Origin of the sequence: Streptodolium elevatio (assembly GCF_040649515.1) — a bacterium.
GTDB classification, from domain to species: Bacteria; Actinomycetota; Actinomycetes; order Streptomycetales; family Streptomycetaceae; genus Yinghuangia; species Yinghuangia elevatio.
This window is the reverse complement of the sequence record NZ_JBEZFP010000190.1, coordinates 1-15,207: the sequence shown is the minus strand read 5'-3', so window position 1 is coordinate 15,207 and position 15,207 is coordinate 1. Positions and strand designations below refer to the sequence as shown.

The 15,207-nt window shown below is 72.3% G+C and carries 14 protein-coding genes and 1 pseudogene; 6 read left to right on the top strand and 9 right to left on the bottom strand.

All coding sequences use genetic code 11. The features are described 5' to 3' along the window. Positions 1 to 80: 80 nt before the first annotated feature. The gene (locus AB0C36_RS40005) at positions 81 to 1,049 is read right to left on the bottom strand and encodes an HpcH/HpaI aldolase/citrate lyase family protein (protein WP_358363898.1); all 969 of its coding nucleotides are present in this window, start codon (positions 1,047 to 1,049) and stop codon (positions 81 to 83) included. Between the two features lie 105 nt (positions 1,050 to 1,154). Between AB0C36_RS40005 and AB0C36_RS40000 the strand changes: the two genes are divergently transcribed. Next, a complete protein-coding gene (locus AB0C36_RS40000; RefSeq protein WP_358363896.1) occupies positions 1,155 to 1,742 on the top strand; it encodes a hypothetical protein in 588 nt (195 codons plus the stop codon). 128 nt (positions 1,743 to 1,870) lie between these two features. Here AB0C36_RS40000 and AB0C36_RS39995 read toward each other — a convergent pair whose 3' ends face one another. Together AB0C36_RS39995 and AB0C36_RS39990 are read right to left on the bottom strand one after the other, a co-directional pair. After that, on the bottom strand, positions 1,871 to 2,743 hold the full coding sequence (locus tag AB0C36_RS39995; protein WP_358363895.1) for a hypothetical protein: 873 nt from the start codon (positions 2,741 to 2,743) through the stop codon (positions 1,871 to 1,873). Between the two features lie 99 nt (positions 2,744 to 2,842). Then, positions 2,843 to 3,838: a hypothetical protein gene (locus tag AB0C36_RS39990; RefSeq protein WP_358363894.1), complete on the bottom strand. Its 996-nt coding sequence runs from the start codon at positions 3,836 to 3,838 to the stop codon at positions 2,843 to 2,845. 252 nt (positions 3,839 to 4,090) lie between these two features. Between AB0C36_RS39990 and AB0C36_RS39985 the strand changes: the two genes are divergently transcribed. The 3 genes and pseudogenes from AB0C36_RS39985 (at position 4,091) to AB0C36_RS39975 (ending at position 7,299) form a co-directional block, all read left to right on the top strand. After that, positions 4,091 to 5,395 carry a magnesium transporter MgtE N-terminal domain-containing protein gene (locus AB0C36_RS39985; RefSeq protein ID WP_358363893.1) on the top strand — a complete coding sequence of 435 codons (1,305 nt, stop codon included), beginning with the start codon at positions 4,091 to 4,093 and terminating at the stop codon, positions 5,393 to 5,395. Further along, positions 5,385 to 5,894, top strand: a pseudogene (locus AB0C36_RS39980) (DUF1003 domain-containing protein); the annotation flags it as partial. The gene AB0C36_RS39985 and the pseudogene AB0C36_RS39980, both read left to right, overlap by 11 nt. Positions 5,895 to 6,129: 235 nt before the next feature. Further along, positions 6,130 to 7,299 (top strand): Mrp/NBP35 family ATP-binding protein, encoded by a 1,170-nt coding sequence (locus AB0C36_RS39975; protein ID WP_358363892.1) that lies wholly within the window; start codon positions 6,130 to 6,132, stop codon positions 7,297 to 7,299. Positions 7,300 to 7,409: 110 nt separating this feature from the next. On the opposite strand, the gene AB0C36_RS39970 is transcribed toward AB0C36_RS39975, so the two are convergent. The 5 genes from AB0C36_RS39970 to sigE form a co-directional block, all read right to left on the bottom strand. Beyond that, a complete protein-coding gene (locus AB0C36_RS39970) occupies positions 7,410 to 8,090 on the bottom strand; it encodes a hypothetical protein (protein ID WP_435839212.1) in 681 nt (226 codons plus the stop codon). 192 nt (positions 8,091 to 8,282) lie between these two features. Next, on the bottom strand, positions 8,283 to 8,708 hold the full coding sequence (locus AB0C36_RS39965; RefSeq protein ID WP_358363889.1) for a sec-independent translocase: 426 nt from the start codon (positions 8,706 to 8,708) through the stop codon (positions 8,283 to 8,285). 240 nt (positions 8,709 to 8,948) lie between these two features. Continuing rightward, entirely contained in the window at positions 8,949 to 10,610 is a 1,662-nt protein-coding gene (locus AB0C36_RS39960; protein ID WP_358363888.1) for a S1C family serine protease, read from the bottom strand. A gap of 256 nt (positions 10,611 to 10,866) precedes the next feature. Continuing rightward, positions 10,867 to 11,532 carry an anti-sigma factor family protein gene (locus AB0C36_RS39955; protein ID WP_358363887.1) on the bottom strand — a complete coding sequence of 222 codons (666 nt, stop codon included), beginning with the start codon at positions 11,530 to 11,532 and terminating at the stop codon, positions 10,867 to 10,869. Positions 11,533 to 11,592: 60 nt separating this feature from the next. Next, positions 11,593 to 12,372, bottom strand: a complete 780-nt coding sequence (sigE, locus tag AB0C36_RS39950; protein ID WP_358363900.1) for an RNA polymerase sigma factor SigE — start codon at positions 12,370 to 12,372, stop codon at positions 11,593 to 11,595. 325 nt (positions 12,373 to 12,697) lie between these two features. Between sigE and AB0C36_RS39945 the strand changes: the two genes are divergently transcribed. Beyond that, positions 12,698 to 13,333, top strand: coding sequence for an O-methyltransferase (locus AB0C36_RS39945; RefSeq protein WP_435839213.1), 636 nt, complete (start codon positions 12,698 to 12,700; stop codon positions 13,331 to 13,333). 191 nt (positions 13,334 to 13,524) lie between these two features. Here the strand turns inward: AB0C36_RS39945 and AB0C36_RS39940 are convergent, their stop codons facing one another. Then, on the bottom strand, positions 13,525 to 13,704 hold the full coding sequence (locus tag AB0C36_RS39940) for a DUF3117 domain-containing protein (RefSeq protein WP_358363886.1): 180 nt from the start codon (positions 13,702 to 13,704) through the stop codon (positions 13,525 to 13,527). Between the two features lie 322 nt (positions 13,705 to 14,026). Between AB0C36_RS39940 and AB0C36_RS39935 the strand changes: the two genes are divergently transcribed. After that, positions 14,027 to 14,815, top strand: a complete 789-nt coding sequence (locus AB0C36_RS39935; protein WP_358363884.1) for an enoyl-CoA hydratase-related protein — start codon at positions 14,027 to 14,029, stop codon at positions 14,813 to 14,815. The last annotated feature ends 392 nt before the right edge of the window (positions 14,816 to 15,207 follow it).

Genomic DNA, 15,207 nt, shown 5'->3' with positions numbered 1-15,207 from the left:
AACCCGTCGCTCTTCGGAGCTCTGCGGGCGGGCGGCCGGAGCCTCGTCGTGTCGGTGGACGGCGTCGCGACGCCGGCCCGTCAGCCCTGCGGCGGCTCGAACTTGCCGGTCCGGGTCATGCCCGCGGCACGGCCCTTGGCGGAGATGACCAGGGCCATCTTGCGGGACGCCTCGTCGATCATCTCGTCGCCGAGCATCGCGGCGCCCTTGGCACCGCCGGCCTCCGAGGTGGACCACTCGTACGCGTCGAGGATCAGCTCGGCGTGGTCGTAGTCCGCCTGCGAGGGCGCGTACACCTCGTTCGCGGCGTCGATCTGGCCCGGGTGCAGCACCCACTTGCCGTCGTAGCCCAGCGCGGCCGAGCGGCCGGCCACCCGGCGGAAGCCGTCGGTGTCCTTGATCTGGAGGTACGGACCGTCGATCGCCTGCAGGTCGTGCATGCGCGCGGCCATCAGGATCCGCATCAGGATGTAGTGGTACGCGTCGCCCGTGTCGTACCCGGGCGGCTGCTCGCCGACGACGAGCGACTTCATGTTGATGGACGCCATGAAGTCGGCCGGGCCGAAGATGATGGTCTCGATGCGCGGCGACGCGGCCGCGATCTCGTCGACGTTGACCAGCCCGCGGGCGTTCTCGATCTGCGCCTCGATGCCGATCCTGCCGACCTCCAGGCCGACCGTCTTCTCGATCTGCGTCAGCAGCAGGTCCAGCGCCTTGACCTGCGCGGCGTCCTGGACCTTCGGCAGCATGATGCAGTCGAGGTTCGCTCCCGCGCCCTCCACGACGGTCACGACGTCGCGGTAGGTCCAGTGCGTGGTCCAGTCGTTGACCCGCACGACGCGGATCCGGTCCCCCCAGTCGCCGTTGTTCAGCGCGTCCACGATGGTGTGGCGCGCGCCCTCCTTGGCGAGGGGTGCGCAGGCGTCCTCCAGGTCCAGGAACACCTGGTCCACCGGCAGGCCCTGGGCCTTCTCGATGAAGCGCGGGTTGCTGCCCGGAACTGCCATACAGGAACGGCGGGAACGCAGGCTACGCGATGTGGCGGCCATTTATGGTCCTCCCATTGCATGCGGATCGTGCGGTCAGGTTACTGGCAGGTCACCTGGAGAACCATGTGGGGTATGCCGCGTCCGGTGTGTGGGAACCTGACGTCCATGAGTGAGCCCGGGACCCCCTCGCCGCCCATGACACCGCCCGCCACGCCCACGACGCCGCCCTTCGACAGCGCGCTGCTCGAAGAGGCGGCGAAGAAGTCCGGCCTGCTGTGGATCGCCCCCGCCGGGCACCCCGCACGCCCGGTGTGGCACACCTGGCACGACGGCGCGGTGCACATCCTCCAGGACCGTACGGCCGACGCGGTGGAGCAGCACGTCCCCGGCCTCACCGACGCGGACGCCGCCGAGGTGACCCTGCGCAGCAAGGACAAGGGCGGACGCCTGCTCACCTGGACCGCGGACGTCGTCGTGCTCACCCCCGACGCCGGGTCCTGGCCGACCGCGGCCGCCGCCCTGCACGCGGACCGCCTCAACGCTCCCGACGGCGAGGAGCAGCCGTCGCGCTGGGCCCGCGACTGCGTCATCGTGCGCCTCGACAACCCCCGCGCCCTCACCCACGGCCCCGCGCTCCCCCGGACCTCCCAGTCCGCGCCCCCGGCGCCCACCAATGCCGTCACCAGGGGCCCGGCCCCCAGGAACCTGTCCCTGGGCCGCAAACTGACGCCGCCGGGCAAGCGCACGAAGTAGGGCACGCCGAGGAGTCCTCCATCGCAACCTCCCGGCGGCAGCAGTGAACAGGCAGCAGGCAACGGGCAGTCGGGAGTCGGCCGCGGCAACGCGGTGACCCGCACCGGCCCGCACGTACCGCCGCGGCGTCAGCTGCGGGTGGCGCTGGGGGACTTGGTGGTGCCGGCGGTCGACTTCGTGGTCGTCGGTGAGGTCGGGCGCTTGGTGGACTTGGCGGAGCCGGTGGGCTGCGGGGAGAGGTCCTTGTCGACGACGATGTCCGGGTCCGGCGGGGTGATCACGGTGCGGTCGTTGTAGCCGATGAAGTCGATGGCGCCCTTGGTGCGCGCGTCGGGGGCGGCCTCGAAGCGCATCAGATACGGCGCGCCTTCGGTGGCGACCCAGATGGTGCCGCCGCCCGGCCCCTTGTCGACGAGGGCAATCGCGGTGCGGCCGTTGACCTCGCGCGTCTCGCCCTTTTCGAGGGGGCCCGGCTTGCCGAGGAGTTTGGTGACGAGGCGTTCGACGTACGTGTTCTCGACCAGCCCCGCGTACTTCCGGTCGCCGACCGGCACCTGCACGAACTTGCCGCGGTTGGCCGTCTCCGCGGCCGCGCTGCCGACCTCGGACCAGAAACGCGCGTCGCCCTGGAACCACACCTGGTTCTGCACCCGGGTGACCCGCGCGGTGACGCCGTCCTCGACGATCGCGCCGTCGCTGCCGGTGGCGGTGAAGCGCATGTCGACGCTGAACGGCGTGGTCGCCCCCGGCTCGGTGACGGTGCCCTTGACGTGCACGAACGCCGCTGCCGCGGTGGCCGCTTGGGCCCGCTGCAGGATCGCCGCGGCATCCAGCCCGCCCACCTGGTTGCCGAGCGGCAGCCCGACGGACGGCTCGTCGCCGGGGTCGGAGAAGGACCGGTGCGCGGGCTTGCCCACGCTGCATCCGGTTGCCAGGACCGCCGCCACGACCGCCGCCGTCGCAACCAGGCCCGTCCGCGACCGGGCGCTTCGTCGAGTCACCGCCAGTTTCCTTACGTATCAAGCCGGGTGGAGCCGGGTGCCGGTGCCCAGAGGGCGTAGGGCCGGGGCCACCGTATCCCGGTGGGACCCCGGTTCAGGTCACGAAGAGCGCGTACTGGTGGGTTGGCCGCTCGGACTCTTGGATCCCGAGGGACTGCCCGACGAACCGCCGGTGGGCGAGGACGAGGGCGGCGGCGACTGGTGGGCGTCGGTGCCGGGCGCGGGCGGCTGGGCGGGGTTGAGGCTGCCGTAGTCGACGACCTGGTCGCCGCGCGGGACCTCGACGGGGAAGTCCGTGTCGTACTCGTAGAAGTCGAGCCGGCCGGCGTTGGGGCCGGGGCTGTAGCGCATGGGGTAGGGCTTGCCGCCGAGCGAGACGTACAGCTCGCCGCCCCGGCCCTTGTTGGCGGCGAGGGCGAGGGTCTCGACGCCGCGCACGTTCTTGCGGCCGTCCTTCTTGACCTTGCCCTCGAGGCGGAACAGCTCGTCGAGCAGCGGGTGGAGCTGGGTGAAGCCGGAGAGCCGGGCGAACGCCGGGTCGTCCGGCGGCACCTTGATGAACTTGTCGCGCAGGACCTCCGCCGAGGCCACCGCGTCCGGGTCCTGCCGGCCGTCGCGCGGCTGGTAGAGGCTCTCGTCGCCGCGGACGAACAGGTCGACGCCCACCCGCAGCAGCTGGACCCTGGTGCCGGTGCTGACGATCTCGCCGCTGGCGCCGTCGGCCTTGATGCGCATGTCGATCTGGTACTCGACCTTCTGCGTCACCCAGGTACCGGTGATGTGCACCGAGGTCGCGTTCTTCGCGGCCGTCCGGGTCTGCTCCAGGATCGTGTCGGTCGGCTCGCCGGCCAGGCCGGTGGGGTCGTCGGAGGAGCACGCGGACACGAGCATCCACAGCAGCAGGACCAGGACGACGGGCGCTCGCAATCGTCGGCGCAACGGTTCCCCTCGGGCATCGGAAGCAGGTGGCGGCAGGCGGCGGCAGGTGGCCGGCACGTACGTCGGCGCGTGCCCGCCGCGGGTGGCGGTGCGGGTGGCGGTGCGGGTGGCGCCGCGGGTGGCGGTGCGGGTGGCGGTGCGGGTTGTGGTCAGCACGCAGCGTACAAAGCGGCGGCGCGGGCATCACATCCGGCCGGTTCGGGCACAGGTGGAAGGCGGGACCGGCGGGTGCGATCTCCCGAAGATCGCGGAGCCGACCCGGCCGGTACTGTTCGTACGCGGCGGTACGGCGTCGCCCGCACACCTGCGGGCCACTCGAGAGGAGGCGGCCATGAGCGAGCGCGGCGGGCGAGTCACCAGGGGGATGCGTTCCGCGAAGGCGGCCGCCGAGTGGAGCGAGGTGGCCGCATGACCGGCACGCCGAGCCGCGTGTTCATCTCGCACCTCGCCAGCGCCGCCGTCTTCGACCCCGGCGGCGACCAGGTGGGCCGGGTGCGCGACGTCGTGATCGCGCTGCGCACCGGCAACCAGCCGCCGCGCGTCCTGGGCCTGGTCGTCGAGGTCACGACGCGCCGCCGCATCTTCGTCCCGATGACCCGCGTGACCAGCGTCGAGACCGGCGAGGCCATCACCACCGGCCTGGTCAACATGCGGCGCTTCGAGCAGCGGCCGACCGAGACGCTCGTGCTCGCCGAGATGCTGGACCGCCGGGTCACGCTGGTGGAGACCGGCGAGCAGGTGACCGTGCTCGACGTCGCGATGAGCGCGGGCCGCGGGCGCGACTGGTACGTCGGCAAGCTCTTCGTGCAGAAGGGCGGCGGCGGTTCCGCGCTGCGCCGCCGCCGCGGCGAGACGCTGACCGTGGACTGGAACGCGGTGACCGGCTTCGAGCGGCCCGAGGACCAGCAGGGTGCGGCGAACCTGCTCGCCACGTTCGAGCAGTTGCGCGCCGCCGACCTCGCCAACGTGCTGCACAACCTGTCGTCCAAGCGCCGCGTCGAGGTGGCCGCCGCGCTCGACGACGACCGGCTGGCGGACGTCTTGGAGGAACTGCCCGAGGACGACCAGGTCGAGATCCTCGGCCAGTTGCGCGAGGAGCGCGCGGCCGACGTCCTGGAGGCCATGGACCCGGACGACGCGGCCGACCTGATCTCCGAGCTGCCCGAGGAGACCGCGGAACGCCTGCTGGACCTCATGGAGCCGGACGAGGCCGAGGACGTCCGCCGCCTGCTCACCTACTCCGACGACACCGCCGGCGGCATGATGACCACCGAGCCGATCGTCCTGGAGCCGGACGCGACCATCGCCGAGGCGCTGGCCCTGGTCCGCAACCCCGACCTGTCCCCCGCGCTGGCCAGCCAGGTGTACGTCTGCCGGCCGCCCACCGAGACCCCCACCGGCAAGTACCTCGGCACCGTGCACTTCCAACGGCTGCTGCGCGACCCGCCGTTCACCCTCGTCGGCGCGGTCGTCGACACCGACCTGCGGCCGCTGCGCCCGGACACCCCGCTGGCCGAGGTGACCAGCTTCCTGGCCGCGTACAACATGGTCGCCGCGCCCGTCGTGGACGAGGACGACCACCTGCTCGGCGCGGTCACCGTCGACGACGTCCTCGACCACCTGCTGCCCGAGGACTGGCGCGAGGGCGCGCTGCACGGCGAGGCGCGCGGGATCAATCCCGCCGAGGTGAGGAGCCGTCTCAATGGCGCGTGAGGCGCAGGGCGCGCTGCCGGACGAGCGCCGCCGCCGGCCCCGCCTGGACCAGCCCAAGCTGCCGCAGCGGCGGCTGAACCTGCTGCCGAAGTACGACCCGGACTCGTTCGGCCGGTTCTCCGAGCGCATCGCGCGCTTCCTGGGCACCGGGCGGTTCCTCGTCTACATGACCGCGACGGTGTTCGTGTGGGTGGCGTGGAACGTCGCGGTGCCGGAGCGGCTGCGCTTCGACGAGTTCCCGTTCATCTTCCTCACGCTGGCCCTGTCGTTGCAGGCGTCGTACGCGGCGCCGCTCATCCTGCTCGCCCAGAACCGGCAGGACGACCGGGACCGCGTCAACCTCGAGCAGGACCGCGCGCGCAACGAGCGCAACATCGCCGACACCGAGTACCTGACGCGCGAGGTCGCGGCGCTGCGGATCGCCCTCGGCGAGGTGGCGACCCGCGATTTCCTGCGGTCCGAGCTCCAGTCGCTGATGAAGGAGCTGGACGAACGCCGGGAGGCCGAGCAGTGGCTCGCGTCACACCCCGAGGCGGCCGACAACAGCCGTGACGGGGGCGACAGTTCCGGCGGATCGGGCGGACGGGACCGCGGCCGCGAAGGTGGGCGGGACAACGCCCGCGAGCCCGGGCGCGATCCGGGGCCCGAGGGCGGCCGCGACGGCGGCAGGGAGAGCGGGCGAGGTAGGCCACCTAGGCGCGGTGGAACCCCTCCGGGGACGTAAGCTCACTCGTATGGCAACCCTGGAATCTGGCGAGACCCGTACTTCTGTCCCGGAAGACGCCGTACGGGACGCGCTGGCGACCGTCGACGACCCCGAGATCCACAAGCCGATCACCGAGCTCGGCATGGTCAAGTCCGTCGACATCGCCGCCGACGGGCGCGTCAAGGTCGCGGTGTACCTGACCGTGGCCGGGTGTCCGATGCGCGACACCATCACCTCGCGCGTGCGCGAGGCCGTCGGCAAGGTCGCGGGCGTCACCGCGGTCGAGGTCGAGCTCGACGTCATGAGCGACGAGCAGCGCAAGGAGCTCGCGTCGCATCTGCGCGGTGGGCAGGCCGAGCGCGAGGTGCCGTTCGCGAAACCGGGCTCGCTGACGCGGGTGTACGCGGTGGCGTCCGGCAAGGGCGGCGTCGGCAAGTCCTCCGTGACCGTGAACCTGGCCGCCGCGATGGCCGCCCAGGGCCTGAAGGTCGGCGTCGTCGACGCGGACATCTACGGCCACTCGGTGCCGCGAATGCTCGGCGCGGAAGGGCGCCCGACGCAGGTCGAGAACATGATCATGCCGCCCGAGGCGCGCGGCGTGAAGGTCATCTCGATCGGCATGTTCACGTCGGGCAACACGCCCGTGGTGTGGCGCGGACCGATGCTGCACCGGGCGCTGCAGCAGTTCCTCGCCGACGTCTACTGGGGCGACCTGGACGTCCTGCTGATGGACCTGCCGCCGGGCACCGGCGACATCGCCATCTCGGTCGCGCAGCTCGTCCCGAACGCCGAGATCCTGGTCGTCACGACGCCGCAGCAGGCGGCCGCCGAGGTGGCCGAGCGGGCCGGGACGATCGCGGTCGAGACGCGGCAGACCATCGCGGGTGTGATCGAGAACATGTCGGGCCTGCCGTGCCCGCACTGCGACGACCACATCCTCGACGTGTTCGGCAGCGGCGGCGGGCAGCGCGTCGCGGACGGCCTCTCGCAGGCCACCGGCACCAAGGTCCCGCTGCTCGGGCAGATCCCGATCGACACCCGGCTGCGTGAGGGCGGCGACACCGGATCGCCGGTCGTGGTCGACACCCCCGAATCGGCGGCCGCGGTCGCCCTGCGCGGCATCGCCGACAAGCTCGTCAATCGCCAGCGCGGGCTGTCGGGCATGCAGCTGGGGCTCACCCCGAAGCGCAAGTTCTGAGCGGATCGGCACCCCGGGCCGATTTCGGCGTCGGTGGTGACTGAGACTGACCGAGGGGGCGCCCGTCCGGGCGCCCCCTCAGGTCGTACCGCGACCGTGTGACGGCCGCGTCAGGCCTCGTACGCCTTCAGCTCCGGCATCAGCGCCAGCCCGAGCCCGTACGCACTGACCCCGCACCCGTACACGCCCAGGTACACGCCCGCGGCCTGCCCGGCCAGCACCCAGCCGTACTCCGACTCGCGGTAGCGGAAGCGGTTCGGGACGCCGTTGACCGGCAGCGCCAGCCCCGTCCACCCGTCGCCGTCCAGGTTGTCGGCCAGCTCCCACGCGAGGTGGGTCTGCTGGTCCATCCACTCCTGCCGCAGCTCGCGGTCGAGGTCCCACGGCCAGCTGTCGGCCAGCAGCGCGACGCCGGCGACGGACGCGGCGCTGGCCATCGAGGTGGCCTCCAGGAGTCCGGCGCCGTCGCCGCTGGGGCGGCGTTCGCGCTGCGGGACGGTGACGACCGAGACGAACTTGCGCGGGGTGGGGTCGCCGGGCCGGCGGCTCGGGGCGTCGCCGTGGCCGAGGGTGCCGTACTCCAGCCCCTCGCGGCCCTGGCACACCGACGCGAGCCAGCGCCGCCCGTCCCAGCCCTCGTCGAGGCCGTACCACGGGAAATCGGCGGCGAGGTACTGGTCGAGCAGCGAAGGTCCCGTCTCCTCCTCGGCCGTGCCGCCTCCCGCGTGGTCCGCCCCCGACTGGTCGCCCAGCGCTCGGTCGGGTGCGCCTGCGTGGCTCATCGTGTCCATGCTTCGCCTTGTCTGCTCGCGACGCCCTGGGGCGCGCCGTCACCGGTCCCGCTCTGGCACGGTACGGCCTGTGCCCCGCCACACGCGCGGCAATCGCGCACGACCCGCCGTTCCGGGGGTCCTATGGGCGTTCTGCGGCCATACGGGCCGAGCGGAGGTCAGAGAGAAAGAGGGAGAGGGCCGAGGCGGGCCTCAGGTGGCGTCGGCGTCGTACGGCGGGCGCTCCCCCGGCTGCACGCGCGTGCCGTTCTTCTTCTCCAGCATCGGGTGCGCGGACGGGCCCGTGGCGCTCGGGACGCCGTTGGCGTCGTCGTCGAAGCGCAGCTGGCGGGTCAGGTCCTCGCGCAGCTCGCCGAACTCCTTGATGCCGAGCTCGTCGTCCTCGCCCATCAGGTGCTTGCGGGCGAAGGTCTTGGGGTTGAGGTCCTCGAACTTGATGTTCTCGAACTCCGGCCCGAGCTCTTTCTTCAGGTCCGAGCGCGCGTTGGTGGAGAACTCGCGGAACTTGCGTATCGTCCGGGCCGCCTCGCCGACCATCTTGGGCAGCTTGTCAGGCCCGAAGACGACGATCGCGATGATGATGAGCGCGACCATCTCCAGCGGACCGACGTCGAACACCTGGACTCCACGAGCTACGCGGCAAGGGCCGATCGGCCGACCGGACCTCGACAACAGTAACCGCCGGGGCCGCGGAGCGGCACTGCCTCTTGCGAAGTCCCGACCGATACGTACCTTTTGGCATTACTTTGTCCCGCAGATGTGATCGGCCGGTCATGTACCCGACACGGCGAGGTCACCCGGGCCCGGCTGACCTCCACCTGTCGCCTCCTGCCGCGGCCGACCGCGTCCCGCCCCGGCTCAGCCGCTCTCGCCGTCCAGCTTTATCGGCAGGCTCAGTTCCGCGTCCCCGCGCTTGACGGTCAGCGTCACCGTGTCGCCCGGCGACTTGCTGCGCACCAGGACGATCAGCTCGTTCGCCTCGGCGACCCGCTTGCCGTCGACTGCGGTGACGATGTCCCCGGGCTGGAGCCCGGCACGGGCGGCGGGCCCGCCGGGGCGTACCGGCGGCTGGCCCTTGAGGTCCTGGTCGGAGATCCGGGCGCCCTCGCCCTCGTAGTGCATGTCGAGCGTGACGCCGATCACCGGGTGCACGGCCTTGCCGTTGTCGATCAGCTGCTGGGCCACCCGCTTGGCCTGGTTGATCGGGATCGCGAAGCCGAGGCCGATGCTGCCGGCCGCCACCTCGCCGCCGAACGGGTTCTCCTCGTCGCCCGCGGACCGGATCGCCGAGTTGACGCCGATCACCCGGCCGGCCGCGTCGATCAGCGGGCCGCCGGAATTGCCGGGGTTGATCGGCGCGTCCGTCTGCAACGCGCTGATGTACGACACGTCGTCGCCCGAGCCGCCGGCGCTCACCGCGCGGTCCTTCGCGCTGATGATGCCCGACGTGACCGTGCCTTCCAGGTTGTACGGCGCGCCGATCGCGATGACCGGGTCGCCCACCTGCACCGAGTCGGAGTTGCCGAGCGTCAGCGGCACCAGGCCCCGGACGTTGTCGACCCGGATCACCGCGAGGTCGTAGCCGGTGTCGCGGCCCACGATGCGCGCGTCGGCCTGCTCGCCGCCGTTGAAGACGACGGTGATCCGGCCGCCGTTCGCGGCCCCCGAGACGACGTGGTTGTTGGTCAGGATGTAGCCGTTGCCGTCCAGCACGAAGCCCGTGCCGCTCGCCTGTTCGCCAGCGCGTGACGCGTGGATGTACACCACGCCGGGCAGCGTCGTCGCGGCGAGTCCGGCCACCGTGTCGCGCGGCCGTTCGGGGCCCGACGACGCCGGCTGGCGCAGCGTGACGCCCCGCTCGTCGCGGTCCCCGACCCAGACGCCGACGGCCCCGCCGAGGGCGCCGGCCGCAAGGGCGATGCAGGCGAGTCCCACCCCGATGCGCCACGTCCACTTGACGGGCTCGCGCGGCTCCTCGACCGGGAAGGCGTACGCGGCGTTCGGCGGGTACCCGGGGGGCGCCGCCCCGTAGCCGGCCGCGTCGCCGTACGGCAGGCCGCCGGGCCCCGTGTCGGCGTCGTACGTCCAGCCGAACCCGAACGGCTGACCGTGCCCGTGGGCCTGCCAGGGCGTGCCGCCCTGGGCCGCGGGATGGACATGCGGGGTACCCGCGTTGGGCGGCAGCGTCGGCTGCCCGGCCGGATGCGGGAAGCCCCAGGCGGGCGCCGGCGGTGCCGCCGGGGGCGCGGGCAGTGCGGGGGACGGCGCCGGACGCACGGGGGGCGCGCCGAAGGCGGCGGGCTCGTCCGCCCTGTCCTGGAACGTCTCGTGTGCCTTGCGCGCAGGGCCCTCGGCGCCCGCGTCCGCACCGGTGCCCGTGTCGGCGTCGTCCTCCGGCTCCCGACCGGACGAACGGGCCCGCAGCTCCTCGGCGTCCCAGCCCTCTCCGGGCGCACGCCGCCGGTCCGCGTCACCGTGTCCGTCACCGTGCCCGACGACGTCACCCGGCTCGTCGCTCATCCAGAACCCTCCGTGGCGGCTCTGCCGCGCCGTTCCTCATGGGTCGCCGGCGGCGGACCCGTCACGGGCAAGTCTCCCCGGTGCCGCGCCACCGCGCAGCGCGGGACCCACCGGAACGGCCCTGTGGGCACGAGCGGATCCGCGGCCGCCGCCGCGGGGCACACCCACCCGTGCCGAGCGCGGACACGTCGGCGAGCGCTCGGCCGTACGAGCGCTCAAGGTACGCGGCAAAGCACGCCGGCGGGGTACGCCTGGCTCAGTTTCGGTCCGACACCACGGCCGACGAGGTCACCGACACCGACAGCGGCCTGCCCGCCGAAGCGGCCAGCGTCGCGGGCACCGCCGTCGAGGTGCCGCCGGTGGGTGCGACGCCCACCGTGCCGGCCTGCTCCACAAGGTTGCGCTCGACGATGGGCGCGGCGGGACGTCCGGACGAACCGGCGGCCGGTCCCTGCGCGATGACCGCGCTGCTCAGCGCCATGGCCATCATCGAGAACGCGCCGGCGGCGGCGAAGGTGAGGCGGCGTCTGCCGACCGGGGGACGCACGCGAGAAGGGGCGGAGTTGGGGCGTCCGCCCCGAGGGCCCGTACCGCCGCGCGGGCGTGCGGCACCGGGCTTGCGGCTCAAGGGCTGAACCGACCCCCTGATACGCGGCGGCGGCGGGATCAGCTCGTCCTCGTCGTGCGCCGGCTCCGCGGGGCCGCCGAACCCGCCCTCGCCCATCGCGAGCAGGCGGGCCATCAGGTCCGCCGACGGCCCGGGCTGGGAACTGCGGGCGAGCAGGGCCTTGACGCGCCGCTGCTCCTCCGCCTCGGCGCGGCAGTCGGCGCACTGCGCCAAATGCGCCAGGACCTTTTCCCTGGCGTCGTGCCCCAGCTCGCCGTCCACATAGGCCGCGAGCTTGTCCTCGGGGTGGTTCACCGGCCTGCTCCCGCAGCCGGACATACCGTCCCGACGTTCGAACCAACGATCACGGTGCCCTCATCTCTGCACCGACGCACACCCCGGGATTTCCTCGCGGTCAGCGGGGGTCCGGGGGGCACGGTGCCGCAGCGCCGCCCGGAGCTGGGACCTGCCGCGATGAATGCGGCTCCGAACGGTCCCGAGTTTCACACCGAGCGTGGTGGCGATCTCCTCGTACGACAGGCCCTCGATATCGCACAGTACGACCGCGGCGCGGAACTCCGGGGCGAGCGCGTCGAGCGCCTGCTGGATGTCCGCGTCGAAGTGGGCGTCGTCGTACGCCTGTGCCGGGGAGAGCTCGCGTCCGGGGAGCCGCTCGGCGGCGTCGTCGGCGAGACCCTCGAACCGGATGCGCTGGCGACGGCGCACCATATCGAGGAACAGGTTCGTGGTGATCCGGTGCAACCAGCCCTCGAACGTGCCGGGCGTGTAGCTCGACAGCGAACGGAAGACCCGGACGAACACCTCTTGCGTGATGTCGTCCGCGTCGTGCGGGTTGCCGCTCAGGCGATAGGCGAGTCGGTACACCCTCGCCGAGTGGGTGCGGACGATGTCCTCCCACGACGGCGGGGTCCACGCGTCGGCCCCGGGACGGGCGGTCGTGCCCTCCACGGATGCGGTCTGCGCAAAGTCCCCCGACGCCGCCGCGGTACCGGCGGGAGCGGGGGCATGATCGGTGGTTGCGTTTGCGGCTTCGGCCACGTGATTTGGCATCGGCGCACCACGGCGAGGAACGGTCTGATCCCCGCGGTGGTCGTCCACTGCCACACCTCCTCTTTCGAGTAGCGCAACCACCATAGACAACCTGCCTGTTAAGCCCGGATAAGTGCCTCTGGGCACCGCACCGGCACCGCGAACCTGCTGTGCTTCTGTTCTGTTTGCCTGTTCCAAAGAGGCCAACGAGCCGACCGCGCCCGGGGTTCCCGACACGCTGTCCCCGGCCGGGCACATTTCGCGGCGGCCGGGAACCGGGCAACCGCCGTGTCGCGTCTGTACTCCTCGCGCACCCGCCCCGACCTGGCACGACGCGTGGGCGTACCCCACGCTGGCGTACGGGGCACTCCATTACTCTTGCGCCAAAAGGCCGCCCTGTCCCCGGGCGGCCCGACGCGAGGAGGAAGCCATCTCCAGCAACCGCCAGGCCGGCCGGGATTTCGCGGAGGCGTACGCCGGCGAGGACACCGTCCTCGTGCAGGCCCGCCACCGCGCCCGGGAGGCCGGCGTCGTGCCCATCAGCCCCGGCGGCGGATCGGCGCTGTGCTTCCTCGCCGCCGCGACCGATGCCCGCGCGGTCGCGGAAATCGGAACCGGCACCGGCGTGTCGGGGGTGTATCTGCTGCGCGGGATGCGCCCGGACGGCGTGCTGACGACCGTCGACCTCGACCCGGACAACCAGCGCGTCGCCAAGGAGACGTACGCGGAGGCCGGGTTCTCCGGCGGCCGCGCCCGCTTCATCCCCGGACGCGCGCTGGAGGTGCTGCCGCGCCTCGCCGACCACGGCTACGACCTGGTGTTCTGCGACGGCGACAAGACGGAGTACCCCGACTACCTGGCCGAGGCGCTGCGCCTGCTGCGGCCCGGCGGCGTCGTGTGCTTCGACAACGCGCTCTGGCACGACCGCGTACCGGACCCCACGCACCGGGACCCCGAGACCACCGCGGTCCGCGAGGTGCTGCGGACCGTACGCGAGCACGAGGCGCTGGTCCCCACGCTGCTCCCGGTCGGCGACGGCCTGCTCTGCGCGGTGCTCCGCGGCTGAGCCGACACCCGAACTCCCGCATCCAGCCGGACGGTTCGCCGGTATCCGGGCATGCGACGGCCCCGGCCGGTACGTTCTCACGGATTTGTCCCGATCCTCCGATCGGGAACTCCCTGAACACATACCGGCCGGGGCCGCTGCTCACCGCGACTCGGTCGAGGGTGGCAGGCACCGGGTGGGTCAGGACCTCCTCAGGAGGTCTTGGCACCCGTGGCGTTCGCCAGCGCTTCGCTGAGCGCGCCCGCCTCGTCGGGCGTCAGCTCGACAACAAGCCGCCCCCCGCCCTCGAGCGGAACGCGCATGACGATACCCCGCCCTTCCTTGGTCACCTCGAGCGGGCCGTCGCCCGTCCGCGGCTTCATGGCCGCCATGCTCGTTCCCCTTCCTGCATATCGACACACCGGTGCTCACCCGGCCACCGGTCTTCGAGCGCATTGATCAGGCCCCATTATCCCGCATTCAGCGGCGGGGTGAGCAACAACGGTCACGGACGGCCGCGTATGGGCCGATCCGGGGCCGGATTCGCGGCCCGATCCGTCCGGTCCGCCACATGCGCCCCGACCTGCGCCGACACGTACGCCGTGCGGCCGGACGGGCGGGGTCGCGGCGAAGCGGGAAATGCCGTCCGGCATGCTGAGTCCGTTCGGAGGCGCGCACATCCGCCAGTGCCCTCACATCGACGGGAGACCCATCGTGGCCGACAACGTTCTCTACGACCTCGCCGACGGCGTCGCGACGATCACCCTCAACCGGGCCGACGCGATGAACGCGCTCGACACAGACACGAAGGTCGCCCTGCGCGACGCGGTCCTGCGGGCGGCGGACGACGACGCGGTCCGTGCGGTGGTTCTGACGGGCACCGGCCGGGCGTTCTGCGTCGGCCAGGACCTCAAGCAGCACATCGAACTGCTGGAGGTCAGCCCCGAGGTCACGTTCGCGACCGTCAAGGACCACTACAACCCGCTCGTCACCGCGATCGCGACGATGCGGAAGCCGGTCGTCGCCGCGGTCAACGGCGTCGCCGCGGGCGCCGGCGCGGCCATCGCGTTCGCCTGCGACTTCCGCATCGTGGCCGACACCGCGGGCTTCAACACCGCCTTCGCGGGCGTCGCACTGACCGCGGACTCGGGCGCGTCGTGGACCCTCCCGCGCCTGGTCGGCCACGCCCGGGCCACCGAACTGCTGATGTTCCCGGAAATGATCAAGGCCCCCCGCGCCCTCGAACTGGGCCTGGCCACCAAGGTCGTACCCGCCGACGAGGTGGCCTCCGAAGCCGCCGCCCTCGCCCTCCGCCTGGCCGCGGGCCCCACCGTCGCCTACGGCGCCATCAAGGAGTCCCTGGCCTACGCCGCCGACCACAACATCGTCGACTCCCTGGCCAAGGAGGACGAACTCCAACTCCGCGCCGGCAGCGCCGCCGACCACCGCATCGCCGTAGACGCCTTCCTCACCAAGCAAAAGCCCACCTACACCGGCAAGTAACCCCAATCCCGCCCCACGCCGCGGCACACCCCGTGTGATCGACGAGCAAAGCAGAGCGGCCAGAGGCCGCCAGTCAGACGGGGAGTACATGGGGGCCGGCTGGTGACAGCCGTTACACAACGCCCGCGGCCGCCTCACGTACGCCGTGCTGACGCCCAGCGGGGCCAGCCTCAGCAGGAGGCATTCGGCGTGCGGCAGACCCCCGTGGGTGGCGGTACACCCCGTGTGATCGACGAGCGAAGCGAGGAGAGCGGCCGGAGGCCGCCAGTCAGACTTTCCTGCGCCGGAGGGAGCGAAGCGAGTGGAGGTGAAGGAAAGTCAGCGGTCGGAGTGCACATTTTCGTGACGGAGCGAGGAACGAGCGCAGTCACGAAAATGGGTGCTACGGCCGC

Bases quoted from the DNA above. Each gene is read 5' to 3' on its own strand.
- AB0C36_RS40005 (WP_358363898.1), bottom strand. From the start codon at position 1,049: ATGGCCGCCACATCGCGTAGCCTGCGTTCCCGCCGTTCCTGTATGGCA.
- AB0C36_RS40000 (WP_358363896.1), top strand. From the start codon at position 1,155: ATGAGTGAGCCCGGGACCCCCTCGCCGCCCATGACACCGCCCGCCACG.
- AB0C36_RS39985 (WP_358363893.1), top strand. From the start codon at position 4,091: ATGACCGGCACGCCGAGCCGCGTGTTCATCTCGCACCTCGCCAGCGCC.
- AB0C36_RS39975 (WP_358363892.1), top strand. From the start codon at position 6,130: ATGGCAACCCTGGAATCTGGCGAGACCCGTACTTCTGTCCCGGAAGAC.
- AB0C36_RS39970 (WP_435839212.1), bottom strand. From the start codon at position 8,090: ATGGACACGATGAGCCACGCAGGCGCACCCGACCGAGCGCTGGGCGAC.
- AB0C36_RS39960 (WP_358363888.1), bottom strand. From the start codon at position 10,610: ATGAGCGACGAGCCGGGTGACGTCGTCGGGCACGGTGACGGACACGGT.
- sigE (WP_358363900.1), bottom strand. From the start codon at position 12,372: ATGGTGGTTGCGCTACTCGAAAGAGGAGGTGTGGCAGTGGACGACCAC.
- AB0C36_RS39940 (WP_358363886.1), bottom strand. From the start codon at position 13,704: ATGGCGGCCATGAAGCCGCGGACGGGCGACGGCCCGCTCGAGGTGACC.